The organism is Corynebacterium sp. HMSC036D02 (genome assembly GCF_001836165.1).
Classification (GTDB): domain Bacteria; phylum Actinomycetota; class Actinomycetes; order Mycobacteriales; family Mycobacteriaceae; genus Corynebacterium.
This window is the reverse complement of sequence record NZ_KV827663.1, coordinates 21,066-39,671: the sequence shown is the minus strand read 5'-3', so window position 1 is coordinate 39,671 and position 18,606 is coordinate 21,066. Positions and strand designations below refer to the sequence as shown.

The following is an 18,606-nucleotide window of genomic DNA, read 5'->3' as shown; positions in this document are numbered from 1 at the left end:
ACACACAGCAGAAACAGAAAGGACAGCGCCGACCACCTACACCGCCCCTGATGGAAGAACCCGTCAACCACAGCAACGTTGACGGGCACATCGGCGATCCTTCAGTTCAACACCACCCACAAACCACAACAAGGTACGCGGGAAACTAGGAGATCCCAGGCCACGGTTCACATGCCGCAAAACACAGCGGGAGCAGTGGGCCCCTTTAGCCCTTAAAGAACAAAACCCGCCAACCAAAAGATTAACGGGACACCTGTGGTGCGTGACAACAAGTCAACCGTCCGATGAGCAACCGCAGCGAAACACTTTCAGGCCAGCACTCGAAAGGCATCAACCTGGAGCGACGTCGGCCGAATCCTCTGCCGCCCGCTACCCCGCCTTTCCGCACAGTCTGCGTATAACAAATACGCCCTCGCGGGCTGTGCGGCTGGCGAATGGGAGGGACGTGCGCCGCTAAAAGCTAGGCATCCACCGGCGGGCCTCCCGGAGTCAGCTCAAGGATGCCTGCACCCACAAGATAGGTTGCTAAATCATTCAAGTCAGCTTCGTCTCCGTTGTCGTCATAGCCATCCATGACGTACTCGATGACCGCGCTACCGTCCTCAAGCACTTCCGCAATCACGTACTCCTCTGCCTCACCAAAGGCGGCAATCTGAGAACCGCGGGCCGAAGTGAAGTCCTCAACGGAATCGCTCAGCCCAACGCTTTCTGTATCGCGAATCGCGTCCGCGTTCTCTGTGTACTGAGCCACGAACTCCCTGTCCGGGCCATAGATACAAGAGATCGTCGGAACCCACTGTACATCCAGGCTCAGAAAGTCCGACTGCCCAAAGAAAGACGTGTCCTCATAGCACTCGTCCGAAAGCTCAATAAGCGGCGCGGGTACCGGAGCAGCTTCCTCAGAGGCGCGGATCCTGTCGACATCATCAGCGTCGTACGTGCTGTTCCAATACGCGTCGTCGGAAGCCGCGACGTCTCGTGGTGCCTCGTCGAAATCGGCCGCGACATCCTTGAAGAAGGAAACTGCAGCAACGACTGCGACGGCTGCGATAATAGCGAGTACAAGGACTACTGCTAGTACAATCCACAGCACCTTCTTCGAGCTTGACTTCTTTTCCGGCGGCTGCGGCATTGCTGGTCCGCTGGCGTTAGGCCCTTGATTCTGATTGTTAAATCCGGGCGGTACTTGGTTGTGCGCTGGTTGCCCTTGCTGTGGGTTCTGGCCAAATCCACCGGGCGGTTGTTGCGGGTTAGCGAAAGGGTTCGTCATGCCCATCAATCTAACAGAGAACCACGTCACAATATCCTGAAAAATGCAGGACGCGAGGCCCGTTCCCCGTCCTAGCTTTTCGGTCTGGCGGCGCTGCGCATTAGACTGCCAACCGATGAGTACTTTCGCCGATCTCGGCCTCCCCCGCGATGTTGTCCGTGTTCTAGATAAGCAGGGCATCACGACCCCCTTCCCTATCCAAGAAGCTGCGATTCCCGACGCCCTCTCCGGCAAGGACGTCCTCGGCCGCGGCCCCACCGGTTCGGGGAAGACCTTTACGTTCGGTCTTCCTATGTTGTCCCGGCTGGCAGAATCCGGAGTTTCCCGCCCAGCGCGCCCACGTGGGCTCGTTCTGGCACCAACACGCGAGTTGGCAACCCAGATCCAGCAGCGCCTGGAAGAACCAGCAGCTGCCCTCGGCCTGCGTGTGCTTGCGGTAGTCGGAGGCGTCAACATCAACAACCACATTCGCTCACTCGCGCGCCCGGTCGACCTGCTCGTTGCCACACCGGGGCGAGCACAGGATCTGATCGACCAGGGCAAGCTCTTCTTCGACCACGTCGCCATCACTGCCCTCGACGAGGCCGACCAGATGGCGGACATGGGGTTTCTCCCCCAAGTGCGCAAACTACTTAAGCTCACCCCACCAGACGGCCAACGCCTACTCTTCTCCGCCACCCTCGACGGTGAAGTCAACAAGCTGGTCCAGCAGTTCATGCACGAGCCCGTAACTCACTCCACCGCGCCTGTCGAGGCCGCCGTGGACACGATGGAACACCATCTGATTTTCATCGGCACCCGTGAGGCGCGCAACGACGTCGTCCTGCGCCTGGGTGCCCGCAAAGGCAAGACCATCATGTTCATGCGCACTAAGCACGGCGTCGACAGGCAGGCCAAGAAGCTCCGCAGAGTCGGAATCAATGCGCTGCCTCTCCACGGCGATAAGGGCCAGGGTTCGCGGACGAAGGCTATAGAAGGCTTCGCCGACGGCAGCGTTCCGGTGCTCGTCGCCACCGACATCGCCGCGCGTGGAATCGACATCGCGGACGTTTCCCTCGTCGTCCACGTTGACCCGCCCGCGGAACACAAGGCCTACCTGCACCGTTCCGGCCGCACGGCCCGCGGTGGAGATTCAGGCACCGTGGTCACGCTCGTCACTGATGAACAGCGCAACGAAGTGGCCAAACTCATTGCGAAAGCCGGGGTCAAACACACCGACCTCGACATCAGCGACCGCGCCAACCCCGCCAGCAGTCCTGAGCTTGCCCAGATGACCGGTGCACGCAAGCCAAAGGGTGAACCGCTCGGGCCACCACACCAGCAACAGCCTTCGCGTCAACGAGCAGGTAACCAAGGCCAGCGCCGCCGTAACCCGCGCCGCCGACGGGGCAACGCAGGTCAACGATGATTCTGCAGCCCACAGACTGGCAAGCTCAGATGCGCAAGCATGAAGAGTCAGCAGATGAGTTCCTCGCGCGCTATCGCCACCCAGGCTCCTACCACCCTGTCTACGACTTCCTCTTCGAGTACTACCCTGTTCGCCCTTCGCATCTCCGTCGTTGGCACCCAGGGGTAGGCATCACTCTGGCAGGGGACGCTCCACACGGCGACTGGCGCTACTACCACCGCACTGCTGAGGGAATCACGGTAGACGCCGAGGCCTTCCTCGAGCGCCGCGGCGGTACCGTGCGCTACATCCTGGACTTGTTGGAGAAGACCACACGTAACCCCACCCAGTTTGATTGTTTTGGACTGCATGAATGGGCCATGGTGTACCACACCGATTCTCCCCGACATGATCTGCCGTTGCGGTTAGGGGCGGAGGGGACGAATGAGGTCGTCGACAAGCACCGCATTAAATGCACGCACTACGATGCCTTCCGTTTCTTTACCAAGCCGGCGCGTCCACTCAATCTCACCGTGCTCACGCGGGAGGACCAGCCCGACAATGACCAGGCCGGCTGCGTCCATGCGACGATGGATCTCTATAAATGGGCGTGGAAATTGGGCCCGCTCGTGCCCGGTGAGCTATTCCTGGAGACCTTCCGGTTGGCAGTCGCCGCGCGCACGCTTGACATGGAGGCCTCGCCCTACGATTGCCGCGAGTGGGGCTTTGGGGTCGTGCCCATCGAAACCCCTGAAGGAAAGTCGGAGTATGTACGGCGCCAACGCGCGCTTGCCGACGCCTCCGAGCCACTCCGTGCGCGGCTTGTCTCCCAAATTCGGGCTACGCTAGCCGCTACAATGAGGAACCATTGATGTGACCCGTCGGGACGCATTGCGCGGCCCCGAGACCTCAGCGCGGAAGGAAAAAGATGGCCCGGCACTCGGATGGTAAGAATAACTACGCATTTGCACCGTGGGTCATCATCGTGGCCATCCTGGCGGTGTTAGCCTTGGCCATCGGCGGTTTCTTCCTTTTCCGGGAGGGGGACTCCTCAAACACTGAGACAGTGGCTGCAGACACAACCTCCGCGACTTCTGCTGAGGAGACCCCCACCAGCACTGAGGCCAAGTCTTCGGAATCAGAGCTGCCTTCTTCGGCCACGCCCACCTCGGAGAACAAGGCCCCTGAAGATGTCGCGCCGAATACGCTGTTCCTCCTCGATACTTCCGACAACCTTGCGCCGTACTTCGATACGGTGACTCAGGGCGTGGCGGAGGCGGCGTCGGCCGTCGGCGCGAAGGGAAGCCAGGTGGCTCTCTGGAACTATTCCTCCCCCATTTCCGCGACTGCCACCGTGGGCTTCCGTCAAAATGTTGCTTATGGCGACGCCGAGAACGTCGCCTTTGCCGTGGGGCAGTTCGGCACCGGTGGTGTTCCACAGACACGCAGCGCCGTCGTAGCGGCACTCGATAACGCCACGGATCAAACAGCTGGAAGCGGAGAGAACACTCGCGTCGTGCTGATTACCACGGGAACCCAACAAGATATGGATGACGCAAGCTTTGCGGAGGCGGCCAAAAACGCTCGTGGTGAGGGCGTTAGTTTGACCGTGGTGCATATTGGTGATGCCGAGAAGGACGTGGAACTGGAGAAACTCGCCGATGTTTACTCCACTGTCTCGAATCCCTCCGATGCCCAAGAAAGCATCACGAGCGCCGCTGGGGCGTAATATGCGCAGCCGGCGGTGTACGGTCACCTAAAACCAGGGCTGCACAGCAAAACGCCGCCACATCCTCTACGGCACTGACGTGAGCTGCAGTGCGCTGGAGGAGCAGCGGCGGTTGCCTGCGGCAGAATTTTAGGAGGTCTTGCGCTTGCGGCGAGCGGCTAGCTCGTCGAGGCCAATGACAACGTCGATGTCTTCTTCCTCCACAACACGCTCGGCTGGGAAGGAAGTAATCGTGCCAGAGAGTTCCTTGAGAATACCCGGCACGGCGATTCCGAACACGCCCTGGCCGCCGGCCAGCAGGTCAATAACTTCGTCGTTAGAGCGGCACTCGTAGACCGTGGTGCCGTCCGATACCAAGGTGAGCTCAGCAAGATCATTGACGCCGCGGTCGCGCAGAGATTCCACGGCGAGGCGGATGTTCTGGAGGGAGATTCCGGTATCCAGAAGGCGCTTGACAATCTTCAGGACCAGTACGTCCTTAAAAGAGTACAAGCGCTGGGAACCAGAGCCACGGGCGGTACGGATCGAGGGCTTGACCAAGTCGGTACGCGCCCAGTAGTCCAGCTGGCGATAGGTGATTCCAGCCACCTGACAAGCGATGGGAACGCGGTAGCCCAGTTCCTCATCAGGTCCTACATCGAAGAGGGATTCCTGAACGTAGGTGTTGGCTGCGACATCGTCGAGCGGCATGGCGCTGGACTCAGAACGATCATTCTTACTGCTCACGTAATTACTCCAGTGATACTTGAGGGGAGTTCTGTTTTTCTATTAAAGGGCACGTCTGCGACGGCGTCAAGAGTCGTCCGGCGTGAACCTCTAGTAGAACTTTAGACTTTTTGATTCACTTTGTCATCATTAGTCACACGCGTGTCATTAAAAATTATCACTGGCAGCACAAAAACGCGGCGCCCGCAAGGCGCCGCTGTGTCCATCAAGGCCGGTTTAGGGCATAAGTGCGATATTGAACCACGGGGAACTTAGGCTCCTCGCAGTGATGGAGTTAGTCTTCGCCTTCCTCTCCACCGAGCAAGTCCTCCTCCGATATGCCAGAATCACGCATCATCTGCTCGAAGTCATCATCGTCCTGCGAATTCTGCTGAGCGGCTCGCTCTTGAAAATCACGCATGCGCTTTTCTGGAAAGGTCTCCGGGGATTCCGCCTCGCGCTCTAGGCCGTAATACTCTTTGAGGTCCTCGTCGCTAATGTAGATGGCCACCTCGTCGAGCACGTCATTTTCAAAATGGATGGGCAGCCCATAGTGGTCTGCCAAGACGAGTGCATCGGACAAACGGGCATCGTGCTCTTCGCCGGTTCCGTCCACGAGATCAACCATGAAAACGCCCTTGCGATACTCGGAGACGCAGATGTGCTCAATGCCGTCGAGCTGGTCCGCGAAGGCGATGAGCAGCTCGTAGGTGCTTGGCCGCGCGTTGAAATGCCGCTCGAGGACTTGCAGCACGCGCGCCCCATCAATCGGTGAGACCCACACTGGCACGTGGCGGTCCGCCTCTTCCCAGTAGAAAAGAGCACACAGATTGTTCTCGGGACCGACGGGATGGATTCCTAGAAATTTCAGTACTTCAGTAGTCATGGGACCCACTTTTACACACTTTTCTTACACATGAACTAGGCGGCGTAGAGATACTCGGAAAGGCACGAGAAGTCGTCGCGAAGCTTGGGCGCATGCCATTCCATCGCGGGTCCAGGAATCAATGCCCTAGAAAGACTTAAGGTCGGAATTCGTCGCGAAGCTCGGTTTTGACCAACGTCCCGTGAAGCGATAAAACCAGGGCCGCCATCTGCTGGGACAGCTCTTCGGCCTGTTGCGGGGCAGTATCAGACTTCGAATGCGCAACCGGAGTTGCCACCTGCGAAATCATGTCCGCCTGGCGGCGGGCAGCATTGCGCAGCGATTTCAACTGCCGCGCCTCGAGCCCAAAGGACTCCAGCGCGACGGCCGCGGAAACGATGGACACATCATCCGTGTCAAAGAAGCCCGCCGGATCCGGCTTGATCAGGCCCACCGAGACCAGTTTCGCGATGTTTTCCTGCGTGGTTCCGGCTTGGTCGGCCACGTCGGCGTCGGTAAGCCTGGTGACCACCGGGGCACGTAGCTGCTCAGCGCTGATGAGGGCCTCAGCCTGGGAGGAAACAATAGCCGTCACCTGCCCCGAGTCCATTGCATCCAGCTGTTCCCGAATGACCTTGAGCGGGGTGTAGTGATCACGCTGCGCGGTCAGAATGTAGCGCAGGCGGTCCAAGTCCTTTTGGTAATAGCGACGGTAGCCCTTTGCGGTGCGCTCCGGAGTAATCAGCCCCTCGGATTCCAAGAAGCGAATCTTCGACACCGTCACGTCCGGGAATTGCTTCTGAACGTGCTTCAGCGTTACGCCAATGGACATAGGCTTCTGCTTAGCAGGCTTGGTCTTCTTGGCCACGGAAGACGCTGCTGCGGCAGCGGCGGTGGACTTCTGCGCACTCACGATAGGACTACTACTGCTTTCTACACGGTTTCACTTGGACACAGCGGGAACGTGGATAGGGAGCGAGATAAACCTACTCCCCTCGCCCCCAACTAGTTCCTACTAACTAGAACTGTTTTATTTAGGGGCAATAAATACCAGGCGGAACTTACCGATCTGGATTTCATCGCCTACTTCCAGCACCTGCGCGTTGCGCGGCTCACGGTTGACGTAGGTGCCGTTGAGCGATCCGACATCGACAACCTCAAATTGGCCATCTTTGGCGCGGAACTCGGCATGGCGGCGGGACACCGTAACATCATCAAGGAAGATGTCTGCTTCTGGGTGGCGACCAGCGGTGGTGGTCGGCTGATCCAGCAGGAAGCGTGCGCCAGCGTTAGGGCCACGCTTTACGACGAGCAACGCCTGGCCCTCTGCCAGGTTCTCAGCGCCGGCAACGGAGGCGTCAGAACCCGCCGCGGTGCCGTTTTCCATCTCCTTGAGAAGATCAGCGCGGAAGACAGAAGTAGTCTCTGCCTGCGGTTCCGGCGTTCCGGTATTCTCGCTCATTTTTACCTCCGAAGGGTCGGATCGATGTTGACTCATTCCATATTAGCGACTCCGCTGTCCGCGCGAGTCACCTCTGGCGCATTTACATTAGCGGAAAATGTTTCCTATGCCCTTGAGCACGGAGTTTCCGCCCCCAGATAGTGGGTTATCAGAGACCATATAAGTCCACGTGGCGCTCGGTCGGGACAGCCCATGATCCTCTAGGTGGGCACCCTCAGAATCAATAAGCACAGTCTTAAAAGTATCAAGAGCATCATCAACTGCCCGCTGCGCCAAGTCCTTGAATTCACGCACCGCGATGCGGTGGTACTCGTCGATAGGCGTTTCGCGAGCGATGGCGCGCAAGTGGATGGATTCACGAACGTCATCCATCAGCTCCAGGTGGTCGGCCCACGCCAAATCTAGGTGATACAGCATAATCTCGCGGGCAGCCCGCTCACGAGCCGACGCAGGAATATCAGCCAGCTCAGCGGCACGTTCGGGCGCCCGCTCAGCCAACTCCTGCCAGGCTTGATCGGTATCGAGCAGCTTGGCACGGCGTTCATCGATGATGATGCGCTGATCCGCGAGCAGCTGGTTGTATTTCCATGTCTGTGCATGAATCTCCAGCAGTTGGCCCTCGGTCACGCGCTGGCAGTGCGCGATGAAATCACGAACCCGCTTGGAGTCAATAAGCCCGTTGGCATCAGGTCGCGCGGACAAGGATTCATCTTCCCCACCCTGTTTGACCACGTCATCCTCCAAGGAGACAAAGAAGAGAGACTTCCCGGGATCTCCTTGGCGGCCTGCACGCCCGCGCAACTGGTTATCCAAACGAGAGGAGCGGTGGCGTGACGTGCCGAGCACTGCCAATCCGCCCTTCTCAACAACGGCTTCACGGTCTGACTCATCCGCGCCGCCAAGCTTGATATCGGTGCCGCGGCCCGCCATCTGGGTGGACACGGTCACTCGCCCCACGTCACCTGCTTCCGCAACGATGCGCGCCTCGTCCTCATCATTCTTTGCGTTAAGGACGTTGACCGTAATCCCCCGTGCCCGGAGGGCTTCGGCGAGGTCTTCTGATTCAGCAACGTCGTGGGTACCCACGAGCACCGGCTGTCCAGTTCTATTAATTGCCACGATTTCATTGACGATGGCACGGGATTTTTCATCCACGGAGGCATAAATGCGGTCAGGTTCGTCGAAGCGCTGCAGTTCCTTGTTACGGTCGATGACGGAGACGTGCAGGTCATAAAACTGACGCAGTTGGTCTGTTGCCTCCACTGCGGTACCGGTCATGCCGCACACCAGCGGATAGCGCCGCATGAGCTCCTGGAGCGTAATGGTGTCGAGGATGCGCCCGCCTTCCGATACCTCCAAGCCTTCCTTGGCCTCCACCGCCGCTTGAAGGCCATCCGGCCAGCGCTGCAGTTCGGCGACGCGGCCGCGGGAGGCGTCGATAAGCTGCAGCTTTCCTTCCGTGATGATGTAGTGAATATCGCGGATAAGCAATGCCTTAGCGTGCAGCGCCAAGTTGACTTTAACTAGCACGGAGCCGATGTTCTCCTCCGAGTAGAGAGAGTCGAGGCCCAATTCGCGCTCCACGCGTGCCGCGCCCTCATCGGTGAGCGCGACCGTGCGCCCATCCTCCGCGATAACGTAGTCCTGTTCCTCGCGCAGCCGGGAGACCACGTTGGTGATGTGGCCCGTAGATTCCTCACCGGGGCGATTTCCGGCGAGGACGAGTGGGACGAGGGCTTCGTCGACAAGCACAGAATCCGCTTCATCCACCAACGCCACATCCGCGCGCGCTTGCACCGTCTGCTCGCGGGACGTGATCTGGTTATCCCGTAGCACGTCGAAACCGAGCTCATTGACTGGCGCATAGATGATGTCGGATAGGTAGGCCGCGCGGCGTTCTCCCGCGCCGAGCTTCTCCGTTACCGAGGCCACCGTGAGTCCAAAGAATTCCACGAGCGGGCGCATCCATTCGGCATCACGCGCTGCTAGATAATTGTTGACTGTCACCAGGTGCACGCGCTTACCGGTGAGCGCGAAACCAGTCGCGGCCATGGCGCCCACCAGCGTCTTTCCCTCGCCGGTGGCCATCTGGATAACGTCACCTTCAAGAAGTCGCAGCACAGCTTGGGATTGGACTGTAAAAGGACGCATGCCAAGCTTGCGTTCACTGGCCACGGCCAGGGCTGCGAGGAAGCGGGACTTATCCGCGATCTTGCCGTCCTTCACGCACTCCCGTGCGGTGGCGGAAACCTCTGCATCCGACAGGTTCGCGATATCCTCCACCGCGGAATCTGCGGCCGTTACAACGGCTTTCGACTTCTTATTGTTGCGTTCGGACTGCGCGCCCATTGCCTTCCAGAACCAATCGAATGCGCCCATGAGCACTCCTCCATCCTTGTGCGTCATACAGGTCTTCTATCGACTCTAGTCAACCCCGGTTCGCAGGCGTGCGTTCGCCCTTATATCCTTATGATCATGCAATCCGTGAACGTGTCGCTCCCCTCCAGCACCGGTACCACGATGGCCGGAACCATCGACTTCCCTGACTCCCCTCCGCAAGCCTTCGCCATCTTTGCGCACTGCTTTGCCGGTTCGCGCCATACCCCGGGCGCTGCCCGCGTGAGCAAGCAGCTGACTAACTTTGGCATCGCTACCCTGCGCTTCGATTTTCCTGGCCTAGGCCAATCCGAAGGAAATTTCGCGGACACATGTTTCAGCCAAAATGTTGCTGATATCCAGGCCGCCGCCGACTGGCTGGTCAAGAATTATTCCGCGCCGCAGCTGCTCATGGGCCACTCGCTGGGCGGCGCGGCCGCTCTCGCAGCAGCCAATGACATTCGTTCCCTCAAGGCCGTCGCCACCATTGGCGCCCCTTTCGATCCCGCGCACTCTGTGCTGCACTACGCCGACAAGATTGGCCAGGTCGATGCCAATGGCGAGGTAGAGGTCACCTTGGGTGGCCGCGCGCTGACTATTTCGCGCCTTTTCCTCGAAGACCTTGCTGATACCAACCCAGAGGCATACCTTCCGCGTCTGCGTAAGCCTCTCATGGTGCTGCACTCCCCAATTGATCAGACCGTTGGCATCGATAACGCCCAGAACATCTTCCGCACTACGCGCTACCCCAAGTCTCTCGTCGCTTTGGACAAGGCTGATCACCTCTTGACTAAACAAGGCGCGGCAGCCCGCGCGGCCGATCTCATTGGCGCGTGGGCGGAGCAGTTCGTTGTCCCGGAAAACCTTCCCGCAACGGTCGCTGAAGATTCCGCAGTAGCCATCCCAGCAGTAGGAACCAGGATGGGCGTCGTCGTGCGCCACAATGACCGCTCTGTGAGCGCTGACCGCACGAAGAAGAACGGCGGTAAAGGCCAAGGATTTACCGCTGAGGGCCTCCTCATGTCCGCATTGGTTACGGCAAGCACCCAGGCCGTCATGGCGGCGGGCAAGGCGCACAAAATTGACGCGAAGGCTCTCGAGTCGGTGTCCGTCAGCGTTACCCAAGAGTCCGAGACTCGCTTTACGCGAACGGTGACGCTCCCGGCCTCCCTCACTGCGGACCAACAACGCGCGCTTGGCGACGCCGCCGCAGCCTCCACCATCGATCCCCTCCTGGCCGTGGATGTCACCACCACCGTGAGAATCACTGCGGGATAGACCACCCATGATCGTTCTCAACCCCCTTGACCCCGCCGCCCGCTGCCCATGCGGAACTGGTTTGACGTTTGGCGAGTGCTGCTCGCGCTACCACGCGGGCACGCCTGCTCCCTCAGCGGAGGCATTGATGCGCTCACGTTTCAGTGCTTTCGTCACCGGCGACGAGGACTATTTGTTGCGCACTTGGGACCCCGAAACTCGACCCGAACGTCTGGATCTTGCCGAGACCGGCATTCGCTTTTATCGCCTCGACATTATCGACACCGTCGCGGGCGGCCCCTTGGACCAGACCGGCATCGTGGAATTCGAGGCCTTCTATAAGGGCGCTGCCAAGGGCTCTCAGCGGGAACGCTCCTCTTTCCGCCGCCAAGGCGGGAAATGGGTCTATTCCACCGGCGAGCTTTAGCTGCCTCTAAAACAAAGGGTGAACAGGGATTTTGTCGAAGCGAATACTACTGGTGTAATCTGTAGCAGTTGCACCAAACGGTGCGACGGCGGACTATGGCGCAGTTTGGTAGCGCACTACACTGGGGGTGTAGGGGTCGCAGGTTCAAATCCTGTTAGTCCGACAGCATTCAGGCTGGTCAGAGCGCTTCTGGCCAGCCTTTTCTCACGTTCGCCATTCGCGGTCTCAGGCGGGCTAGCGGGCTAGCCCACCGTACTTCAGAACTTCAGAGTGCCTAGTGCGTCGTCGCCAAACAGCGCGCCTCCTCCGACTCCGGCGGGCCTTCTCCTCCTCCGGCCACACAATGCACCTAGAAAATACGCATATCTCACCCACCACAAAGTAACTCCAGACGGAAGAATAAAGAAGAAATCTCCTCTTCCCCTTAAGGAAGCGGAGATTAACCGTGATGAAGATTAAGGCCAACTAGGAACGCGGCACGGCCACGAAAGTCAAACTAGTTTGCCATACCGCTGAGGCTTCGCATGATGCCGCCAAATTCGATATCCATATACTGAGTGAGGACCTCAAAAATAAAGTCTGAGTCATAACCACGCAATGGCCCCTTCGTGCTCAGCATGGAGAGACCGTGAGCGCCCGCCCATACCGAAATGACAAGGGTAAAAAGTACCCACGGGGTGCGAGGCCCATCAACCTCGTCGATGACCTCGCGTACAAGAGACATAATGAAGCCAAAGGCTCGTCCAAATTCGCTAAAGTCGCGCTTGAGCTCGACCGCCTTGTTTGCATTCGGAAGGAAGTCATCTTCGAATGACATGGGAACAATTGGCCCAGATGCGATCTTGATCAGCGCATCGAATCCTTGAGGGTCATACAGGGCGTGCGAAACATACCCATAACCAGTGGCCTTGATCTTGGATATGGAACTAGAGCCTTCCGGCAGAGTAGCGACCTGACGGTAGATGAACTCATAGTTGATCTTGTCCAGGTAGCGCTCAAGGTAGCTTGCCAGCTCCTGATCACTTTCAATAAGGTGTTCAGCCTCTTGAACTCTCAGACCTGCGCGCTTTGCAGCCCCGCCAATGTGCAGCCCGGTTACACCACGATCCAGAACTTCCTCGACAGCACCCCGAAGTAGCGCTGAACGCTGCTCTTCTTCTGTCGCGCGTGGAAGATCCTTAGCCTTTGTCAAAAGCACTTCCGGCTGCTTGCCCACCAAGCCATAAGGAATGGCGCGTTCAATTCGCTCACCCCTAAAGAACGGGTAAAGCCCAACGCTGAGAGTATCCATAACAGCACTAAACGTCTGCTTCTTTGCTGCTGGCGAAAGGTAGCGCAGGATTCCTTCAGCAGCGAGCTGCGTTACGCCGTGCAGATGCGAGAAGATAGACAACGCTGAAAGCAGCGTCCCCTTTGCATCAAGCTCTGGGCCGCCAGATTCCTTAATCGCTTCTTCAGTCAGCTCAAAAAGGATTCGCATAATAGGACACTTCTCAGCGCGCCCATCGGGATTGGCGAAATCCTCCGCTGTAAGCCCCAACCGCGGCGTTGCGTGGACTCCAGTAAATGCCGCGAAGGCAGAAGGATCCTCAACCGCAAAAGAAAAATATGACAGACCTGTGGCCCGAAGCTTATCCACTGCAGTTGCGTTTTCAGGAAGGCGTTCTAGATGCAAATCGACTACTGAGGTCAATGCGTCATTGAGCGAGTGTTTAGTGGCTTCAACAAGCTCAGCCTCAGAAGCAAACAGCGCCTGAGCTTCCGCAAAGGGCACATCGACTTGGTCTGCTACCTCGCGAAGACGGACTTCATCAATGCCCGCCTTGGCAATGACCCGGCCGGCTTGCTCAATAAGTAGCTGCCGAGAGGGCCGGTTACCGCGTTCCACACCAACTGAAGTAATCACAGTGATTAGCCTACCTAGGAAATAGCCCTTTTTAGTTCCATAAACGCAAGATAGGAATATTTATAGAGTTTTCACAGTGTTCAGCCCGGCACCTATGACTCCATGACCGAACCAAAATCACAAAGAACTATGCACCACCACAAAACTTATACAGTCCTGCCCGCCTCGCGGACAGGACCTTTTGAGTTACACGGCATGCCCAACTGTCTAAAGCTGTCATGCCGGAGAGTCGGAAAGGCTTTACTTCTGCTCATCACCCTTGGGGGCCTCAGCACCCTGGTTGCCGATGCGCTCATCAAGCTGGTCACGCGCAGAGTCAATCTTATCTGCCTTATCCTCGCCCAGCTTTCCCTTAGCCAGTTCTGCACCCTTGTCCAGTGCGCTATCCGAAATCTGCTCACCCTTATCGGTGTTCAGCGCGTCCTTTGCTTTGTCAAAAATACCCATTTCTACGGTCCTTTCGTTGGATCACTATTTCTAACAGTGCTGGCCAACAACAGCCGAATACCTCTACGTCCGAGTGATTCCTGCTATCGTACGTAGCTTTCCTCAACTCCCAACGCGGCGAACAAATGCACTATGGTCGCTACACTCGGCCTGCACGCCAGCATGTCACCCCACCGTACCGACGCCCCAGACTCTTCGCCACAAAAGTTATTGATTGACGCCGTCAACAGCACAATGCCTATGCGAAATCTTGCACTCTGAGAAAGTTAAGAAAGGAATCGTTGCCCCACCCCCACCATCTACCCCTTTTCGTTCAACAACTTGGCGCTTGCCGTCACCCTCTCATTTGTGAAGGCTTGTACTCTGAGTACACAATTCTCTATGTGCGCTTTTCGCTCTTCGTCGCATGAGGCGAATATAGAGCGTCTAATCCTAATCGCCCTGTTAGCCCTTAACCTCTATCACCATCACAGCAACCACCACGATGTCTTCGTCTCATACCACCCCAGCTCCTCGTCCTGCCCCGCACTCTCGTCACATCTCATCTTCCTCCGTGAAGAGCACTTCTACAGAGACGGAATCAGGATTCGGCCTTGTCTGGCCGGGTAAGGAACAAGCTGCTGCGCTGGCCAAAGAAGAAGTTCTAAGCAAACGAACGCTCATCAGCGGCCGCGGTTCATCCCCCAACAGCGTTAACGTGGCAGATAATCTAGCAGCGCTGAATGATTTTATCGCACGGGGTTTACGCGCGGATGTCATCTACATCGACCCGCCGTATAACACTGGTAAAGTCTTTGTCTATCGCGACAACTTCCGGCAGCGCCGCGACATGCGCTCAGAGCATTTTGGTCAATGGCATGCCGAATGGCTTTCCATGATGTTGCCGCGCTTGATTCTCGCGCGTGAGGTTCTTGCTGATACAGGCTTCATCCTGGTGTCAATCGGCGAATCGGAGTGCGCCCATCTTCGACTGATCCTTAATGAAGTTTTTGGGGAGGATTGCTTTGCAGGCCAACTCATTTGGAAGAAGGGTGGCACCGGCAAGAATGACTCGAAGTATGCCGTATTAGAGCACGAATACGTCCTGTGTTACGCAAAGTCCCCAGCGAACAACGGATTCAACGTGGATATGGAGGCGCAGACCTCGACCCGCTACAACCATAGCGACGAAAAAGGCAAATACTCCCTTGTCCGGCTGGATTCTAAAACCCTAGGTTACTTGCCCAGTCTGGACTTCCCCATCGTCGCCCCCGATGGCCGCGAGTACTGGCCTCACCAGCCAGAAGGTAAATCAGAGGTTGCCCGCTGGCGGTGGGGTAAGGACAAGGTCGCTGAGCACTACGATGATTTGGTGTTCAGGCGCGGTTTTGTCTACACCAAGAACTACGAAAAGAAGGGAGCGCGGCCTCGCTCCATCATGGATGGGGAACGGTTCGGAGTCACGCGCACGGGCCGCCGTGATGCCGAGGAGGCGCTTGGCACCACGGGTGTCTTTGATTTCCCGAAACCAGTGCGGCTTATCAAACACCTCATCTCAATCGCCGGCGGTCCAGACGCGGTAGTCGTAGACTTTTTCGCCGGCTCGGGAACTACCGCCCAAGCTGTCGTTGAGCTCAACAGCGAAGACGGTGGCCAACGTTCTTTCCACCTAGTGCAAATACCTGCACCCACAGAGGCATCCAGCGCCGCGCGCCAAGCGGGTTTTGAAACGGTTGCGGATATTTGTCTCGCGCGGGTCCACTCACTCGATGTGCCCTTTGATCACTTCACCTTGACCTAGAATGATCCGTCCATCAGTGGTTCTAGGCCACTCCGTGCTCTTCAGTGCCTTCTGGGCGCCCAGGGATGCCAAAGAAATCCAGTACCGCATCAGTAGCAAATCCTTGCCCGACCTCGATTTTCGTATCGTTGTTACCGCCTGGCCATACGTGAGAGCCGCCTTCAATGCGGATATGCTGCAGCGGTGCTTCGCAGGCAGTCCAGGTCTCTCTAGTGGCACCGTTTGTCAGGCGCACAGAGTCGACGTCGCCGCGACACTTATTGCGCCGCTGATCCTGCCCAAGCACCTCTGATACTGAAGAATAGGCGGTATCGTGACGCACTCCGCCCTCGTAATTAACCACGGGATCCTTCGTACCGTGGATATCCAAACGGCCGACAGGTTTATCTGAACAATCTGTATGGATGCCTTCGTAGTATGCCGCCGACACGGTCGCTACAGAACGAAAAGTACCCGGCATGCGGCAGGCCAAGAAGGCTGCGAATCCGCCGCCGTTGGACAGACCCGCAGCATAGATGGCGTTATCGTCCACCTCATAAGTAGAGCGCAGACTGTCCACGAGGGTGCGAACGAATTCTAGGTCTTCTTCCGCGCTAGTAGCAGCGTAGGGGGCTGGCGCCCACGCGGCCTTCTCCCCCGCTGGATAAGCAACGATGGCGTGAGCAGCATTGAACTGGGTGTACTGCTCCATATTCTCAGGGGAATCTGTATACCCGTGGAAAGATAGCAGCACCGGCCAAGAACGTTCAGGCGTGTAGTTTTCAGGCACATGGAGGAGGAAGCTCCGCCCAGAGGCCAACCGAACTTTCTTCGTGTGTCCAGGCTCCGGGCCGACCAGCATGGGAGCTAGTGGGATACCGAGATCATTTGTCCACTCTGCTGGGGAGGTTGACGTAGGCGCTTCCTCTTCAGCCGAGCTGCACGACGCCAATGCCATGACACTTGCCGCGACGGCGACAGCCCCAGCGAGCGCGCGCAACCGGCGCAGCCGCGCTGCGGAATCTTGGCCCATCTTTCCCCTCGCCACGTTCATCGTCGGAAAAATATCCTCGTCCACCTTAAAACATCCCACCAACATCCACGAACCTGCAGCGTCGCGGTAAGTTTGAGAACATCATGAGCTCATTGCCTTCCGACCCAACAGATTCCCTGGGCACGCCATCTTCCTACCCGTTGCCCGAGCACTATCCCAGCTACCGCCGGGCATCCGGGAAGGAGTCTCCCAATTTCAGCACTGCTGAGCAGCGGGTGGCTTCTGCCCATGCTTTCAACCAAGGGGCCGATGCCTACCATGACGTGCGTCCGGGATATCCACCGGAAGTATCGCAGCTCATCGCCTCGGCGCACACAGTCCTCGACGTTGGTGCAGGCACTGGCAAACTGACCGAGTCATTGAGCAATCCCGTTGTCTACGCCAGTGACCCCTCCCATGACATGACGCGTGTGCTGTCTCGACTTGGGATTCCGTGCTGGCGTGCAACGGCTGAGGACATGGCTGTGCGCTCTTCCTGTCTCGACGCCATCGCCTGCGCGCAAACTTGGCACTGGGTTGATGTGAAGCGAGCTTGTGCGGAATTTGACCGAGTGCTCCGCCCAGGAGGAAAGGTACTTTTGGTATGGAATACGATGGACGTCAACGCTGACCCTTGGATCCTCCGGCTCTCTCGAATCATGCATTCAGGAGATGTCCACCGTCCCGGCTTCTACCCCGGCTTTAGCGATCCGTGGACACTCCGTGACGAGCTGCGCTTAACGTGGGAGCACGAGTTGAGCCCCGAAGATCTGCATTCACTCATGCATACCCGCTCCTATTGGCTTCGCAATGGCAAGAAAATCCATGAACGCATGACGTATAACCTCAACTGGTATCTCTACGAACACATGGGCTTTCGCCCTGGGCAAGTTCTTCGAATCCCGTACCGTACGGATGCATTCGTGTTGGCCCGCGATGGTGAGTAGACCCTGGCCTGCCTCACCATGACATCTGTCATGCCTGAGTGGTGACACCACGTCTACGCTGCGATTACTTCCCGAACCTAGCGTGAAGATATGAGCACACCACGCACACTCCCACCGGTAATTGACGTCGACGGCGTCAGCAAGATTTTCAACGCATCCTCCCGCGCTTCTGTGCAGGCGCTTCACGACGTCTCCCTCACCATTCACCGGGGTGAAATCGTTGGCCTGCTGGGCACGAATGGCGCTGGCAAGACCACACTCATCGACCTCATCCTTGGGCTCACGAACCCAACCTCGGGCACTATCAGCGTGCTCGGCACCTCACCACAAGAAGCAGCGAAGACTGGACGCATCGGCGCGGTCATGCAATCCGGCGGCTTACTCCCAGATATCACGGTGAAGGAAACCCTCGAGCTCCTTGGCGCGGCTTTCCCATCCCACCGCCCATTAAAGGACATTATTGAGCGCGCGAACTTAGGCGATATTCTCTCGCGCCGGGTGGGGAAATGCTCCGGCGGCGAGCAACAGCGTGTGCGGTTCGGCTTAGCGCTGTTGGGGGATCCGGAGCTGTTGCTTCTCGACGAACCCACGGCCGGCATGGATGCCGCGGCTCGGCGTCACTTCTGGGAGGCATGCACCACGAGGCTGAATCCGGCCGGACCATCGTCCTTACTACTCATTACCTTGAGGAAGCAGATTCTTTTGCCCAGCGCATCGTCATGCTCAACAAGGGCGAGGTTCAAGCCGACGGCTCCACGGAGGAGATCCGCAAATCTAACTCCACCCGGATTATTCGCGCCACCTTTCCCGATGGGCTGCCTGATTCCCTCTTGAGTGCTGATCTTCCGGGAGTTGTCCGCCTAGAACGCACCAAAACTGGCCTCACCATCACTACACGGGACTCTGACGCTGTGGCCCGCTTCCTGCTCACTAAAACTGCAGCTCGCGATATCACCATCGCTGGCCATAGCTTGGAGGATTCCTTCTTGGAGCTTTCCAACGCATCCCCGACTACCGCCAATCTTTAAGGAGACAA

The 18,606-nt window shown here is 57.8% G+C and carries 16 protein-coding genes, 1 tRNA gene and 1 pseudogene; 9 read left to right on the top strand and 9 right to left on the bottom strand.

Annotation, left to right across the window (positions count from 1 at the left end; all coding sequences use genetic code 11):
• Positions 1–460 precede the first annotated feature (460 nt).
• Positions 461–1,270, bottom strand: coding sequence for a hypothetical protein (locus tag HMPREF2743_RS04250; RefSeq protein WP_246818700.1), 810 nt, complete (start codon positions 1,268–1,270; stop codon positions 461–463).
• Between the two features lie 115 nt (positions 1,271–1,385).
• Here HMPREF2743_RS04250 and HMPREF2743_RS04245 point away from each other — a divergent pair, with 115 nt between their 5' ends.
• The 3 genes from HMPREF2743_RS04245 to HMPREF2743_RS04235 are packed head-to-tail and all read left to right on the top strand — an operon-like array spanning position 1,386 to position 4,386.
• On the top strand, positions 1,386–2,678 hold the full coding sequence (locus HMPREF2743_RS04245) for a DEAD/DEAH box helicase (RefSeq protein ID WP_070818225.1): 1,293 nt from the start codon (positions 1,386–1,388) through the stop codon (positions 2,676–2,678).
• The gene (locus tag HMPREF2743_RS04240; protein WP_070818224.1) at positions 2,675–3,529 is read left to right on the top strand and encodes a 3-methyladenine DNA glycosylase; all 855 of its coding nucleotides are present in this window, start codon (positions 2,675–2,677) and stop codon (positions 3,527–3,529) included. Before HMPREF2743_RS04245 ends, HMPREF2743_RS04240 begins: the two co-directional genes overlap by 4 nt.
• Before the next feature lie 56 nt (positions 3,530–3,585).
• Positions 3,586–4,386, top strand: coding sequence for a vWA domain-containing protein (locus tag HMPREF2743_RS04235; protein ID WP_070818223.1), 801 nt, complete (start codon positions 3,586–3,588; stop codon positions 4,384–4,386).
• Positions 4,387–4,515: 129 nt separating this feature from the next.
• Here the strand turns inward: HMPREF2743_RS04235 and HMPREF2743_RS04230 are convergent, their stop codons facing one another.
• The 5 genes from HMPREF2743_RS04230 to secA2 all read right to left on the bottom strand — a co-directional run bounded on the left by HMPREF2743_RS04230 (position 4,516) and on the right by secA2 (position 9,797).
• Complete coding sequence (locus HMPREF2743_RS04230) at positions 4,516–5,076, bottom strand: MerR family transcriptional regulator (protein WP_210383604.1); 561 nt, start codon at positions 5,074–5,076, stop codon at positions 4,516–4,518.
• A 310-nt stretch (positions 5,077–5,386) separates the two neighbouring features.
• Positions 5,387–5,977, bottom strand: a complete 591-nt coding sequence (locus HMPREF2743_RS04225) for a bifunctional nuclease family protein (RefSeq protein WP_070818222.1) — start codon at positions 5,975–5,977, stop codon at positions 5,387–5,389.
• Between the two features lie 136 nt (positions 5,978–6,113).
• On the bottom strand, positions 6,114–6,869 hold the full coding sequence (locus HMPREF2743_RS04220; RefSeq protein ID WP_010186535.1) for a transcriptional regulator FtsR: 756 nt from the start codon (positions 6,867–6,869) through the stop codon (positions 6,114–6,116).
• A 117-nt stretch (positions 6,870–6,986) separates the two neighbouring features.
• Entirely contained in the window at positions 6,987–7,418 is a 432-nt protein-coding gene (odhI, locus tag HMPREF2743_RS04215) for an oxoglutarate dehydrogenase inhibitor Odhl (protein ID WP_010186533.1), read from the bottom strand.
• 87 nt (positions 7,419–7,505) lie between these two features.
• Positions 7,506–9,797 carry an accessory Sec system translocase SecA2 gene (gene secA2 / locus HMPREF2743_RS04210; RefSeq protein WP_070818226.1) on the bottom strand — a complete coding sequence of 764 codons (2,292 nt, stop codon included), beginning with the start codon at positions 9,795–9,797 and terminating at the stop codon, positions 7,506–7,508.
• Between the two features lie 96 nt (positions 9,798–9,893).
• Between secA2 and HMPREF2743_RS04205 the strand changes: the two genes are divergently transcribed.
• The 3 genes from HMPREF2743_RS04205 (at position 9,894) to HMPREF2743_RS04195 (ending at position 11,641) form a co-directional block, all read left to right on the top strand.
• Positions 9,894–11,072 carry a bifunctional alpha/beta hydrolase/OsmC family protein gene (locus tag HMPREF2743_RS04205; protein WP_210383602.1) on the top strand — a complete coding sequence of 393 codons (1,179 nt, stop codon included), beginning with the start codon at positions 9,894–9,896 and terminating at the stop codon, positions 11,070–11,072.
• Between the two features lie 7 nt (positions 11,073–11,079).
• Entirely contained in the window at positions 11,080–11,478 is a 399-nt protein-coding gene (locus HMPREF2743_RS04200) for a YchJ family protein (protein ID WP_070524844.1), read from the top strand.
• 89 nt (positions 11,479–11,567) lie between these two features.
• Positions 11,568–11,641 (top strand) — tRNA-Pro (locus tag HMPREF2743_RS04195).
• A 333-nt stretch (positions 11,642–11,974) separates the two neighbouring features.
• Here the strand turns inward: HMPREF2743_RS04195 and HMPREF2743_RS04190 are convergent.
• Complete coding sequence (locus HMPREF2743_RS04190) at positions 11,975–13,384, bottom strand: TetR/AcrR family transcriptional regulator (protein ID WP_070818220.1); 1,410 nt, start codon at positions 13,382–13,384, stop codon at positions 11,975–11,977.
• A gap of 240 nt (positions 13,385–13,624) precedes the next feature.
• Positions 13,625–13,831 carry an antitoxin gene (locus HMPREF2743_RS04185; RefSeq protein ID WP_070524841.1) on the bottom strand — a complete coding sequence of 69 codons (207 nt, stop codon included), beginning with the start codon at positions 13,829–13,831 and terminating at the stop codon, positions 13,625–13,627.
• Positions 13,832–14,315: 484 nt separating this feature from the next.
• Here HMPREF2743_RS04185 and HMPREF2743_RS04180 point away from each other — a divergent pair, with 484 nt between their 5' ends.
• Entirely contained in the window at positions 14,316–15,611 is a 1,296-nt protein-coding gene (locus tag HMPREF2743_RS04180; RefSeq protein WP_371441226.1) for a site-specific DNA-methyltransferase, read from the top strand.
• Positions 15,612–15,633: 22 nt separating this feature from the next.
• On the opposite strand, the gene HMPREF2743_RS04175 is transcribed toward HMPREF2743_RS04180, so the two are convergent.
• Positions 15,634–16,668, bottom strand: coding sequence for a CE1 family esterase (locus HMPREF2743_RS04175; RefSeq protein WP_246818699.1), 1,035 nt, complete (start codon positions 16,666–16,668; stop codon positions 15,634–15,636).
• Between the two features lie 59 nt (positions 16,669–16,727).
• Here HMPREF2743_RS04175 and HMPREF2743_RS04170 point away from each other — a divergent pair, with 59 nt between their 5' ends.
• Positions 16,728–17,570, top strand: coding sequence for a class I SAM-dependent methyltransferase (locus HMPREF2743_RS04170; RefSeq protein ID WP_070743335.1), 843 nt, complete (start codon positions 16,728–16,730; stop codon positions 17,568–17,570).
• 171 nt (positions 17,571–17,741) lie between these two features.
• Positions 17,742–18,598 (top strand): annotated as a pseudogene (locus HMPREF2743_RS04165) (ATP-binding cassette domain-containing protein).
• Positions 18,599–18,606 lie beyond the last annotated feature (8 nt).

Excerpts from the sequence above, each read along its gene's own strand:
- HMPREF2743_RS04235 (WP_070818223.1), top strand. The coding sequence starts at position 3,586 with ATGGCCCGGCACTCGGATGGTAAGAATAACTACGCATTTGCACCGTGG.
- HMPREF2743_RS04230 (WP_210383604.1), bottom strand. The coding sequence starts at position 5,076 with ATGCCGCTCGACGATGTCGCAGCCAACACCTACGTTCAGGAATCCCTC.
- HMPREF2743_RS04250 (WP_246818700.1), bottom strand. The coding sequence starts at position 1,270 with ATGACGAACCCTTTCGCTAACCCGCAACAACCGCCCGGTGGATTTGGC.
- HMPREF2743_RS04170 (WP_070743335.1), top strand. The coding sequence starts at position 16,728 with ATGAGCTCATTGCCTTCCGACCCAACAGATTCCCTGGGCACGCCATCT.
- HMPREF2743_RS04205 (WP_210383602.1), top strand. The coding sequence starts at position 9,894 with ATGCAATCCGTGAACGTGTCGCTCCCCTCCAGCACCGGTACCACGATG.
- HMPREF2743_RS04185 (WP_070524841.1), bottom strand. The coding sequence starts at position 13,831 with ATGGGTATTTTTGACAAAGCAAAGGACGCGCTGAACACCGATAAGGGT.
- HMPREF2743_RS04200 (WP_070524844.1), top strand. The coding sequence starts at position 11,080 with ATGATCGTTCTCAACCCCCTTGACCCCGCCGCCCGCTGCCCATGCGGA.
- odhI (WP_010186533.1), bottom strand. The coding sequence starts at position 7,418 with ATGAGCGAGAATACCGGAACGCCGGAACCGCAGGCAGAGACTACTTCT.
- HMPREF2743_RS04225 (WP_070818222.1), bottom strand. The coding sequence starts at position 5,977 with ATGACTACTGAAGTACTGAAATTTCTAGGAATCCATCCCGTCGGTCCC.
- HMPREF2743_RS04245 (WP_070818225.1), top strand. The coding sequence starts at position 1,386 with ATGAGTACTTTCGCCGATCTCGGCCTCCCCCGCGATGTTGTCCGTGTT.
- HMPREF2743_RS04240 (WP_070818224.1), top strand. The coding sequence starts at position 2,675 with ATGATTCTGCAGCCCACAGACTGGCAAGCTCAGATGCGCAAGCATGAA.
- HMPREF2743_RS04180 (WP_371441226.1), top strand. The coding sequence starts at position 14,316 with ATGTCTTCGTCTCATACCACCCCAGCTCCTCGTCCTGCCCCGCACTCT.
- secA2 (WP_070818226.1), bottom strand. The coding sequence starts at position 9,797 with ATGGGCGCATTCGATTGGTTCTGGAAGGCAATGGGCGCGCAGTCCGAA.